Source organism: Bradyrhizobium sp. 930_D9_N1_4 (genome assembly GCF_052076015.1).
Classification (GTDB): Bacteria; Pseudomonadota; Alphaproteobacteria; order Rhizobiales; family Xanthobacteraceae; genus Bradyrhizobium.
The window spans coordinates 6,758,415-6,770,549 of record NZ_CP197236.1; the positions used below are offsets into that span (position 1 = coordinate 6,758,415).

The 12,135-nt window shown below is 65.2% G+C and carries 8 protein-coding genes; 7 read left to right on the top strand and 1 reads right to left on the bottom strand.

The features are described from left to right. Positions 1-15 precede the first annotated feature (15 nt). The 5 genes from AB7532_RS32135 to AB7532_RS32155 all read left to right on the top strand — a co-directional run bounded on the left by AB7532_RS32135 (position 16) and on the right by AB7532_RS32155 (position 6,833). A complete protein-coding gene (locus AB7532_RS32135) occupies positions 16-987 on the top strand; it encodes an ABC transporter permease (RefSeq protein WP_441238672.1) in 972 nt (323 codons plus the stop codon). A gap of 41 nt (positions 988-1,028) precedes the next feature. Then, positions 1,029-2,045 carry a sugar ABC transporter substrate-binding protein gene (locus AB7532_RS32140; RefSeq protein ID WP_441238673.1) on the top strand — a complete coding sequence of 339 codons (1,017 nt, stop codon included), beginning with the start codon at positions 1,029-1,031 and terminating at the stop codon, positions 2,043-2,045. A gap of 77 nt (positions 2,046-2,122) precedes the next feature. Continuing rightward, on the top strand, positions 2,123-4,246 hold the full coding sequence (locus tag AB7532_RS32145) for an ABC transporter permease subunit (RefSeq protein WP_441238674.1): 2,124 nt from the start codon (positions 2,123-2,125) through the stop codon (positions 4,244-4,246). Further along, positions 4,243-5,340, top strand: coding sequence for a hypothetical protein (locus AB7532_RS32150; RefSeq protein WP_441238675.1), 1,098 nt, complete (start codon positions 4,243-4,245; stop codon positions 5,338-5,340). Before AB7532_RS32145 ends, AB7532_RS32150 begins: the two co-directional genes overlap by 4 nt. Further along, on the top strand, positions 5,337-6,833 hold the full coding sequence (locus tag AB7532_RS32155) for a sugar ABC transporter ATP-binding protein (protein ID WP_441238676.1): 1,497 nt from the start codon (positions 5,337-5,339) through the stop codon (positions 6,831-6,833). Before AB7532_RS32150 ends, AB7532_RS32155 begins: the two co-directional genes overlap by 4 nt. A gap of 142 nt (positions 6,834-6,975) precedes the next feature. Here the strand turns inward: AB7532_RS32155 and AB7532_RS32160 are convergent, their stop codons facing one another. Then, positions 6,976-10,029 (bottom strand): ATP-binding protein, encoded by a 3,054-nt coding sequence (locus AB7532_RS32160; RefSeq protein ID WP_441238677.1) that lies wholly within the window; start codon positions 10,027-10,029, stop codon positions 6,976-6,978. A gap of 284 nt (positions 10,030-10,313) precedes the next feature. Here AB7532_RS32160 and AB7532_RS32165 point away from each other — a divergent pair, with 284 nt between their 5' ends. Then, complete coding sequence (locus AB7532_RS32165; RefSeq protein WP_441238678.1) at positions 10,314-10,805, top strand: hypothetical protein; 492 nt, start codon at positions 10,314-10,316, stop codon at positions 10,803-10,805. A gap of 272 nt (positions 10,806-11,077) precedes the next feature. Further along, entirely contained in the window at positions 11,078-12,115 is a 1,038-nt protein-coding gene (locus tag AB7532_RS32170) for a thermonuclease family protein (RefSeq protein WP_441238679.1), read from the top strand. Positions 12,116-12,135 lie beyond the last annotated feature (20 nt).

Sequence of the window (12,135 nt, forward strand, 5' to 3'; positions counted from 1 at the left end):
AAAGGCAAGACTGGGATGAAGCACATTCGGTTCAATCAGCAGGAAATCGTCTTCGCTGTCTTCACTCTGCTGTTCCTCGTGTTTTCGATCTTCCTGCGCGGCTTTCTGACGACCGACAATATGCTGACGCTGCTTCAAAACGTGGCGGTGCTCGGCATCCTCGGCCTTGCCATGGCGATCGTCGTGATCGGCCGCGGCATCGACATCTCGCTGATCGCAGCCCTTGCGGTGCCGCCGGGGCTGGTTTTGCAGATGGTGCAGAACGGTCACGCGCTGCCTGCTTCGCTGCTGACGGCCGTGCTGCTCACGATCGCCTTCGGCCTCGTCAACGGCTGGCTGATCGCCTATGCCGAAGTCCCCTCGCTGTTCGCCACGCTCGCAACCGGCCTTCTTCTCGCCGGCCTCGGACAGGCCGCGCTGTTCCAGCTCGACGTCGTGCAGTGGAGCCCCGGCATGGATGGCTTCGAGAAGCTCGGACAAGGCACGATCCTCGGCATCCCGACGTCGATCGTGATGTTCGCGATCGCCTGCGTCGTGGTCGCCTTCCTGCTGCGCCAGACGCGCTGGGGCGCCTACATCTACGCGATCGGCGACAACCCTTTCGCCGCGCGCGTGACCGGCATCCCCTCCCGTCCGATCATCGTCCTGCAATATGTGATCACCGCTCTGATCGGCTGCTTCGCCGGCCTCGTGCTGGCCGCGTCCGTCAATTCCATGCCGACCCGCATCTTCAACTCGACCCTCATCTATGACGTCATCCTGGTGGTCGTGCTCGGCGGCATCGGCCTGTCGGGCGGACGCGGCGGCGTGCTGAACGTCGTCATCGGCACGCTCGTGATCGGCACGATGCTCAACGGCATGACCATCATGGACATCTCCTATGCCGGCCAGAATCTCATCAAGGGCGTGGTGCTTCTGCTCGCCGTCATCACGGACTCCTTCCTGAATCCGCGCAACGAAGAAACGGCACAGCAAGGCGACATCTGAACGACCAAACAACAACGATAATCACAACCAAGGAGGAAGCTATGAAGCATTTCGGCAGCCCGACAAAGGCAATCGCGGCAGCACTGGGTCTCGCGGCCATGACCGCCCCCGCTCTCGCCCAGCAGGGCCTCGACGAGCCGTTCCAGAAGCCGTTCAAGGACGCGCTGGCCGGCAAGACCGTGGCTTACGTTCCGGTCGCCATGAACTTCGACCTCACCGAAGGCTGGTATGCCGGCCTGAAGAAGGAGCTCGAGCCGTTCGGCGTCAAGTTCGTGATCCGCGATGCCAACTGGAACACCAATGCCGGCGCACAGGCCGTGACGTCGCTGATCTCGGAGAAGCCGGCGGTCATGGTGGTTCATAATCCCGACGTGCAGACCTACGCAAAGCTGCTGCAGCGCGCCGAGAACGAAGGCATCTACGTCATCCAGATCAACATGGGCTCGGCCTATCGCAGCTCCGCCTTCGTCGGCGCCAACTGGGTCGAGATCGGCGAACGCCAGACCGAAGGCGTGGTCAAGGCCTGCGCGGGCAAGTCGAACAAGATCGCGATCATCCAGGGCGCGCTGTCTGCGGCCGCGAGCGCCTATACGCTCAAGGGCGTCGAGAACGTGCTCGCCAAGCATCCGGAGATCAAGGTGGTGTCCAGCCAGGCCGCAGATTGGGACGCCGCCAAGGCCAAGGCGATCACGCAGACGGTGCTGAAGCAGAATCCCGATCTCTGCGGCATCGTCGGCTTCTGGGACGGCATGGACATCGGCACGGCAGCGGCCGTCAAGGAAGCCGGCCTCACCGGCAAGGTGTTCCTGGCGACCTCCGGCGGCGGCGAGCGCAAGGGCGCGTGCGAGCTGGTGAAGTCAGGCGCGTTCGACCTCAACATGAGCTACGACGTGCCGACCCAGGCCGCGCAGATGGCCGGCACCATCAAGTGGCTGCTGTCCTCGGGCGTCAAGCCCGGCTCCGTCAAGGGCTCGGAATACACCACGCTGATTCCGATCACCAAGGAGAACGCCGACAGTCAGATGGCCTGCTGGAATCTCAGCGACCTCAAGAAATAGTCGTCGCGACGCAAGACCCAAGCGTCCCGGGCGATCTCGCGTCCGGGACGCGGTCCTGAAACTTGCAAGGTTCTGGAATGCCGATGCGCGACACCCTGACAAGCCTGCGTTACCGCTACTGGCCCGATCATCTCCTCGGCGAAATCCTGTCCAAGCGGTGGACCGAGACCGCCATCCCGGTCATTCTTCTTCTGATCGTTGGCCTCGCGCTCAGCCGATCCATCGACAACTTCCTGTCCCCGGCGAGCCTCGCCGACACTGCGCGCCAAGCCGGAGAGATCGGCTTCATCGCGCTCGGGCTGGCGCTGGTGGTCATCGTCGGCGGCATCGATCTGTCCGTCGGCTCGATCTTCGCGCTGACCGATTTCTGCGCGCTGTATTGCCTCGACGTGCTGGGCTGGCCGGTGCCGGCGGTGGTGGCGGCCACGCTGCTCTGCGGCGCTCTGCTCGGCGCAGTCAACGGCGTGCTGATCGGATATCTGCGCCTGCGGGCCTTCATCACCACGCTGATCACCCTGATCATCTACCGCTCGGCCTATGATCTCTTGATCCAGCGCCATTCCAACGCGATCGCATCGGCGTTCCCCGAGATTCCGTCATGGGACTTCATCGGCGGCGGCAGCGTGTTCGGCGTTCCGACCGTGGCGCTGGTCTATATCGTCATCGCCATCTTCGGGCACATCTTCCTGACGCGGCTGCGGCCCGGCTGGCACATCACCGCGATCGGCGGCTCGCGCCGCTCGGCGTACAATTCAGGCATCCCCGTCCGCCGCACCATCGCGCTCTGCTATGTCGCGAGCGGCGTGCTCACCAGCATCGGCGCGCTGTTCTTCGCGTCGCGGCTCGGCACCGTCGGCGGCGACATCGGTGTCGGCCTCGAAGTCATCGTGCTGACCGCGACGGTGCTCGGCGGCATCACGCTCGGCGGCGGCAAGGGCTCGGTCGCGAAATCTGCGGTGGGCGTGCTGATCGTGCTGCTGATCACTAATGGCCTGACCACCATGAACGCGCGCGGCGGCGTCAACCGGATGGCGCTCGCCGGCATCCTGCTCGTCGCCGCCATGGTCGATATCCGCTGGCAGAAGAACCGGACCCGCATCATCAGCAAGGTCTATGTCGCGCCCACCTATCATGCGCTGCCGCCGCCTCCACCGACCGAGATCGGCCAAGGCGGCCCGTTCGAGCAGAACGACAAGCTGCGCAACGTCGAGGCGATCGGCCTCGGCCGCATCGAGGCGCCGGAGGACGTCATCCTCGATCGGCACGACAACCTCTACGCAGGCTCGCGCCACGGCGACATCATGCGCTTCCTGGCCCCCGACTATCAAAAGATGGAGGTGTTCGCCCATATCGGCGGCCAGCCGCTCGGCATGGCCTTCGACCGCGAAGACAATCTCTACGTCTGCATCGGCGGCATGGGCCTCTACCGCATCAAGCCCGACGGCACCGTGGAGAAGGCCACCGACGAGACCAACCGCAGCATGCGCTCGGTCAACGACGACAGCCGCCTGCGGCTTGCGGATGATTTGGACATCACCGACGACGGCCTGATCTTCTTCTCGGAAGCCACCGTGCGCTATGAGATGGACGAGTGGCCGATCGACGGCCTCGAAGCGCGCGGCAATGGCCGCATCATCTCCTTCGACACCAAGACAGGCGTGACGCGCACCGAGTTGCGCGGGCTCAAATTCCCGAACGGCATCTGCGTCGCCAGCGACGGCCAGTCGATCCTGTTCGCCGAAACCTTCGGCTGCTCGATCAAGCGCTATTACTTCGCAGGCCCGAAGAAGGGGAACGTCGAGGTCGTCATGGACAATCTGCCGGGCTACCCCGACAACATCAACCTCGCCTCCGACGGCAATTACTGGCTGGCGCTGGTCGGCATGCGCAGCCCCTCGCTGGATCTCGCCTGGAAGATGCCGGGCTTCCGGCGCCGCATGGGCAAGCGCGTGCCGGTCGACGAATGGCTATTCCCCAACATCAACACCGGCTGCGTGGTCAAGTTCAACGAGCAGGGCAAAATCGTCGAATCGTTCTGGGACCTGCGGGGCGAAAATCATCCGATGATCACCTCGATGCGCGAGCACCGCGGCTATCTCTATCTCGGCGGCATCCTCAACAACCGGATCGGCCGCTACAAGCTGGAGAATGCCGATCCGAACTTCGTCCAGTACGACAAGCGGTGGGGGAAGCAGTCGTGATCACCGCCGTCAGGGACTTCGCCAATCGCTTTCTCGGGCGCGGCGACGCCACCATCACCGTGCCGTCCTTCGACGGCGCGCTGAAACCCAACCAGAAGCTGGAATCCGCCGAAACCCTGCTGACCTGCGAGGGGCCCGAAGATCTCGCCACCGATGGGAGCAACCTCTTCATTGCGGACGGCCAGCGCTTGTTACGTCTGGATGACAGCACGGCGGTGGAGGTCCGCAGCTTCGAGCGGCCTATCTCTGCGCTGTGTGCCCTTCCCGGCGGTAGCCTCGCCGTCGCGCTCGGGGGGCGTGAGGTCCATCTTTACGCAAATCCCACGGCCGAGCAGCCGAGCGTGACGTTTGCGGATAGCGCCTTCCACGCGATCAATGCGCTGGCCCTGGCGGGCGACGCCACGCTGATCGCCACAGATGGCTCGACGACATGCGATGTCGACGACTGGGCGCGCGACCTGATGGAGCTGAACCGGACCGGCCGCGTCTTCAGGCTCGATCCCGCCAGCAAGACCGTGACGCCGCTGGCGCAAGGACTCGGCCATGCCTTCGGCGCCTGCGCGCATGGCAATGGCGCGCTGGTTAGCGAGAGCTGGCGTCATCGCCTGGTGATGGTCGCGCCGGGCGCGGCGCCGCGGACCGTGCTCGCTCACCTGCCCGTCTATCCATCGCGGCTGTCGAAGGCGTCTGGCGGCGGCTACTGGCTCACCGCCTTCACGGCGCGCACCCAGCTGATCGAGTTCGTGCTGCGCGAGCCGGCCTATCGCCGCCGCATGATGGCCGAGATCGAGCCGGCCTATTGGGTCGCGCCGCGCTTGCGCTCGGGCCTCTCGTTCAAGGAGCCGATGCAGGGCGCGCACATCAAGACCATGGGCGTGATCAAGCCGTGGGCGCCACCGCGCTCCTACGGTCTCGTCATCCGCCTCAACGGCGACGGCCAGCCGCTTTATTCGCTGCATAGCCGGGTCGACGGAATCAATCACGGCGTCGTCGCGGCCATCGAGGTGGGCGGCGATCTCGTGCTGATCGCGAAGGGACCGGGCCGCGTGCTGCGGCTGCCGCTGGCCGGCCTTGCCGAGGAGTTCAGCTCATGAGCGACATCGCACTCTCGCTGCGCAAGGCGACGAAACTTTACGCCGGCGTGCCCGCCATCGACGGGGTCGACTTCGATCTCCGCCGCGGCGAGATCCACGCGCTGGTCGGCGAGAACGGCGCCGGCAAATCCACCCTGACCAAGGTGATGGCGGGCGTGGTGACCCTGACCTCTGGCACCATGGCGGTCGACGGCGCGGACGTCGCGCCGCGGACGCCGCTGGAGGCGCGCAATCTCGGCATCGCCATGGTGTTCCAGGAGAACAGCCTGGTGCCGACCATGACGGTGGCGCAGAATTTGTTTCTCGGGCAGGAGAAGTTCTACAACCGCCTGCGCGGCATCTACATCGCCGCGCAGCAGTTCCTGCAGTCGCTCAATTTCGATGTCACGCCGACCGCGACCGTCAGCGGCCTCGGCGCGGCCAAGAAGCAGATGGTGGAGATCGCGCGCGCGGTTCTGCACCGCGCCAAGGTCATCATCTTCGACGAGCCGACCGCGTCGCTGACGCCGGAGGAGAAGAAATACTTCTTCGACCTCGTCCGCGACCTCAAGAAGCGCGGCGTCTCCATCGTCTTCATCTCGCACGCGCTGGAAGAGGCACTGCTGCTCGCCGACCGCATCACGGTGCTGCGCGACGGCAAGCACGTCGTGACCGACGATGCCGCCAAATTCGACCGCGCCGCGATCGTGCAGGCCATGGTCGGACGCGACCTCTCCAACACGCTCTACGGCGCGCGCAAGAGCACCGTGCGGCCGGCCGGCGCGCGCGTGCTCACGGTGCAGAATTTGAAGATGGCGCCGATGGTGAAGAACAATTCGCTGTCGGTGTTCGCGGGCCAGATCACCGGCGTGTTCGGCCTCGTCGGTGCGGGCCGCACCGAGACGTTCAAGATCGTCTCCGGGGTGCTCAAGCGCGACTTCTTCCACGGCGGCGAGATTTTGCTGCACGACAAGCCGGTGCGCTACCGGGTGCCGGCGCCGGCGGTGAAGGCCGGCATCGCCTATGTCACCGAGGACCGCAAGGTCGAGGGCTTCTTCGAGACGTCCTCGATCGCGCGCAACATCTATCTCGGCCTGCTGTCGAAATTTCCGCGAGGCCGCATGCTGCTGTCGCGGCGGGAGACCGACACGGTCGGCAAGAGCTGGATCGAGAAGCTCCGGGTGCGCGCCATCGGCGACCACGCCAAGGTGGTCGAACTCTCGGGCGGCAATCAGCAGAAAGTCGTGATCGCGAAATCGCTGGTGCAGGAGCCGGACCTGATCATCTTCGACGAGCCGACCCGCGGCGTCGACGTCGGCGCCATCGTCGAAATCCACGAGCTGATCAACCAGCTCGCCGACGAGGGCAAGGCGGTGGTGGTCATCTCGTCCTATCTGCCCGAGATCATGGCGCTGTCCGACCGCATCCTGGTCTCGCGCCAGGGCAAGGTCGTGGAGGAATTCTCGGCACTCGACGCCACGGAGGAGAGGATCATGTACGCGGCGATCCATTAGGGCGGCGCTGGCCCCATCAAAAACGTCGAAAACAACCCCATGCACAGTAGAGGCGACCGCGTAAGCCTTTGCTTCACTTGCGAAATCCAGATGACCCGCCGGGCAAAAAATGGCCCGACGGCACGATCGCAAGCCGACAGCGTCAGGTCAGCTGATCGCCTCGCGCTACCATCTCGTTCAGCAGCGCCTCGGCCTTGAGCTGGAGTGGCAACGCGCCGCTTGCGGAGGCGATCGCGATGCTGGCGTGGAGCGCTGCGAGAATGGCCGCCTTGCCCTCGGCGTCGGAGGCCGGCGTCACCACGGCTTCTCCATACAGGGCCTCGGCCTCGAGCCCCGAAAACCCCTGCTGGCGGGCGGTGTTGCGCGCCTCACGCAGCATGTTCTGCGCGGCCTGGGCATCGCCGAGCCGGTGAATTGCCAGCGCGAGGTAGATCGAGCTGCGCAGCACCGCCGAGGTATAGCCGACCGCCTTCGCCTCCTCGCGCGCTTCAGTCAGCATGCCGCGCGCCCGGTCGAACAACCCCTGCTCCAGATAGGCGACGCCGAGGTGGCAGGCCAGCACCGGCACGAACAGCCGGATGCCGTGCTTCTGCGCCAGCACGAATCCGTCTTCGAGAATGGCGGCCGCTGCCGCCGGCTCGTTGCGGCCGAGCATCAGCCAGCCGCCGCTATAGGCGGCGCCGGCACGATCATAAGGGCGATTGGTCTCCGCCGCGATCGCGGACGCCTGTTGCTGGAGCTCGTCCGCAATGTCGAGCTCGCCGATGACCGTGTGCGTGAAGCCCTTCATCATGCAGCAGAGCAGCAGCAGATTCCTTGGTGTCGTGCCGATCGGAGCGCTCGCGTCCGGGCCCGCCAGCTGGGCATGCGCCAGCGCCAATGTCTGCACCGCTTCGCGGTAGCGGCCGGCGAGGAAATACGCCTGTCCGAGACCGTATCGCGCGAGATTGAGCCAGCCCTGGTTGTCCCACTCCTCCGCGAGGCGGACCACCTCCTGGGACACCACGACGGCTTCGACCGGCGCCCCATAGAAGTTCTGCGCGCCGGCTCTCACCGTCATGGCGGCGACCTTGCGTCCGATGTCGCCGATCGCGTCGGCCCGCCGTTCGGCCTCCTTGCCGAGATCGAGCCACTCGGCAACCTGACCGGAGGCGATGAACGCCGCGCGTGCCTCCATCCGCAGGTCGATCGCATCGGCCTCCCGCAACGGCGTCATCGCGGTCTTGTCGAGCGCACCCATCGCGATCTCGAAATAGTTGGCCGCGTCCGAAAAAGCCGACCGGCTCAGGCATTTTCGTCCCGCGCTCTTGCCGTGCAGGAACGCCTTGCGCCAGTCCTTGGCGCGTACCGCGTGATAGCACAGCGTGTCGGGCTCATCCGCGCTGGCTCCATCGCTCTCGAGCGTCGCAAGAATGCGCGCATGAATGTCCTCGCGCACCTTGTCGACCATCGAATCGTAGGTCACCTGGCGGACCATCTCGTGTCGAAACTCGAGCGCGTCGTCCAGCTCGCTGTCGATGCGTACCAGCAGCTCGGCACGGTCGAGCACCGCAAGGCAATCCTGGAGGGCATCCTCGGGCAGCTCGACGAGCTTGCGCAGCATGGCGACGCTCGACCGGGGCCCGAGCGCTGCCGCGATCTGCAACACGGAACGCTCCTGCCGCGACACGCGGTCGAGGCGTGCCGCGATCACACCCTGGATGCTCGAGGGAATGCCGAGCTCGTCGATGGGGCGCACGAGCGCGAGATCGCCCCATTGGCCGCGAAGCGTTCCGCTGTCCCTCAAGCCCCGGCAGACCTCCTCGATGAACAGGGGCACATTGGCGGTGTGCGAAATGATCCGGTTCTTCAGGTCGTCGTTCGCCGCGGAAGGGCCAAGCATGTCGGCCAGCATTTCCAGCCCCGAATCGTCATCGAGGGGCCGCATGGCGACAACCTCGGCGCGGCAGCGCGCGATCCAGACCGGCATGCCGTTGGGCCTGGACGTCAGGAGCACGAGAAGACCGGGCACCTGAAGCGACGCAATCGCAGCCATGACCGCGTCGCTGGCCCGGTCGATCCAGTGCAAATCCTCGAGCAGGAGCACCGTTCGCTGACGGCGGGCGATGCCCTCGACGATGGCGCAGCCTGCATCGGAGATCGCACGTCCCCTCGCATGGGGCTCGAGCTGGGCCCATTGCGGATTCGATATCGAGAGATCAAGCACCGCTGAGAGCGCGCATTGCTCGATCTCCCCGAGATCCGCGCGAGGATCCCCCGGGCTGTCGGGGTCCTTTGCGGCCGCCTCCAGCGCCGAGAGCAACAGCCGCTTGAGCGTGCTGAACGAGGCGCCCTGGAGGTTCGGGCTGCACTCGGCATCGATCAGGCGCCAGCCATGGGATCTGAGCCCCTGGACGAACTCGTGCGCGAGCCGCGATTTGCCGATGCCGGCGTCGCCGAGCAGCAGGACCGTCTGCCGGTTCGCCGTCGCGATCTCGACGGCCCGCCCCAGCAGCGCCCGCTCGGTCGTGCGATCAACGAACCGGGAGACGCTGCGCGCCCGTCGCACCCGCCAGCTCGACAGGTCGCTCGCGCCCACGATCCGGTAGACGGGGACGGACTGGTTGAAGCCGCGCAGCGGCTTGCCGCCGAGATACTCGAAACGGACATGCCCTTCGGCGAGCTCCTGGCAGGCTTGCGACACGTAAATCTGATTCGCCTCGGCCGCAGATTCCAGCCGGGCTGCCAGGTGCTGGGCGGCACCACCGATCTCGTAGACCTTGGAAAACTCGCTGGCGACCATGTAGGCAACGACATGGCCGGAATGGAGACCGACCCGAACCTGAAGCCCGGGATCACCGAGGCCGGTGACGCGCCGGACCAGCTCGATCGCCGCGTGGCAGGCCAAAGGGGCATGGTTGTCGTCCGCGATCGGGGCGCCGAACACGGCAGAAAGTCCGTCGCCCAATTCCTTGCTGACGATGCCCCCGAACTGGCGCACCGCGCCTCGCATCGCAGTCAGGGCCGGCTCCAGTCGCGAGACCGCCTCCTCCGGGTCCAGTTCGGCAATGAGCCCGGTCGAATCGACGACGTCGGCGCGCAGGATCGTCACAAACCGGCGTTCGCTGTCCGGCTCCGATCGACGCACGGCCACCCCGCATTTGGAGCACCAGCTATCGCCAGGGCCGATCGTCGACTGACACGCGATACAGTGCATTTCAGTGCCTTCAGAGGTCGCGGCGCCGTCTTTCGCCGACCGGCGCTCGCGAAGAGCCTGGCACAAGATTACCCATCGGAGGATTCGTGGCAATCGAACTTGCAGAGAGGTAGGTTTGCATCACCAAGTGGCGGTTCTCTGGACGAAGCACATTTGCGAGTGATACCGTTTGCGCGCGCGAACATGGGGCCGCGCGTTCGGGGGGCGCCGAGGCTTTCGGCCAACGAGCTTTGCTGGGCTGCAAATTGCCCTGATTGGTTAAATTCATATCAAAGGACAAGGCGATGGGCGGCAGGACTTATAGCGGCAAGGCGTTCAAAGACCTGATGAACAGCAATTACTACCCGCTGGCGAACATGAAGAAGAGCGTGGCCAAGCTCAAGGCATCAGACGACATCGACCTGCCGACCCTGGAATATGGCCAGTACCACCTGATTCTGACGCCGGCCTCGAAGTGGCCGCAGGGCAGCGCCAAGTACTGGCACAAGGAGAAGGGCCGGGCTCGTCTCGACCTCAGCACCCAGCCGAACACGGTCCCGCTGTCCAGGGACGAGCCGGGCGTGATCCCGCTCACGCGATGCGATCTGCTCGATGCCTGCGTGCGGAAATGCTTCAATTCCGAGCCGCCAATCCCGATGAAGACCAACATCATCGTCCACGCGCCGAACGATGCCTATGCCCACCGGCACGAGATCCGGCTGGAGTGGGAGTACAAGAAGGGTTCGGACAAGCCGACGCTGCTGCATCTGACGATGGTCTGCCCGCACAAATCCTGAACGTCCGCCGCCTTCGGCTCGATCAGGAGAATCACTGCCATTGCCTCTCGCGCGCCCCCGGGCATGCGGGAGGCATTTGCTTTTGCGCTGCGCGGTGCGAACGCCGCTGTCAGCCTGGCGTCAGCTGAAGGCTGTCGCGGCAGCCGCAACGCGTCGCGCCTGTCCCACCTGTCGTCACGGGCCTGTCGCACGAAGATGATTCGCTGCTGCTCGATATGCACGCGAGACGCCTTAACGAGGCGACCGTCGCGTTCGTTTGACAGGAGCGACCGTTGCCCGTTGGACTGCTGGAGGTCGAAGGCACCATCGAGGTCAAGCAGTTCTGGCCGGAGGGACGGTCGGACGCCGACACCACCAAGGTGGTGGTGTCCGTCGCGCCCGACGCGATCCGCTTCCGCAAGAACGATGCTTCGCCGTTCCAGCCGACCCACGTCTTCGACAACGCCAAGGTCAAGGGCCGCACCGCGACCGCGCCGATCAAGAACGGCAAGCTCACCATTCGCCTCCAGGGCATCGACGCGCCGGAGCTGCATTACCAGCCCTCGCCGCTCTCGGCCGCGGAGAAGAAGGGCCTGACCGACGCGAAGAAGCAGGCCTATCACGAGGTCACGCATTCCTACCGGCAGTTCCTCGGCGCGACATCGAGCAAGGCGCTGCATGATTTTCTCGGCAGCGCGGGCGGGCCGGCGCTCGCCTGCCGGGTGTTCACCCATGTCGATGCGCCGAACGAGGTGTTCGACACCTATGGCCGGCTGGTCGGCGACATCGAGGTCACGGTCGGCGGCGAGACCGTCGACATCAATCACTGGCTGGTCGCGCAGGGCTTTGCCTATCCGACGTTCTACTCCTCGATGAACGACGACGAGATCAACGCCTTCCTCGCGCTCACCAAGACCGCCCGTGCGAAGAAGCTGCCGGTCTGGAAGCACCTCGCCAAAACGATTGGCACCTTCGACTTCGACCTGCGCGAACCCAAGATCAACGAAACCGCCGTGCTCGCGACCGACAAGGGCCCGGTGATCCTGCCAAAACTCTACCGCCGCTTCACCAACTGGTCGGCGCGCAAGAAGGCCAAGGTGACGAGCCAGAGCTTCCAGAAATTTTTGAGCGAAGGCTCCGGCGGCAAGCCCGACACCTGCTACGAGATCGACGACTTCCTGGCGAACGGCGTGCATTCGGCCACGCCACGGAATTTTGCGGAGTTCGTCGAGGGCGGGAAGACGATCAGGTTTCAGCCGGAAGGGCTGGTGTTCGGGGAAGCGCCGTCGAGCCTGGTGGGGGCGGACGGGAAGGCGATCAGGGAGTTTTGAGCAGACGGCGGCGGCGTCAC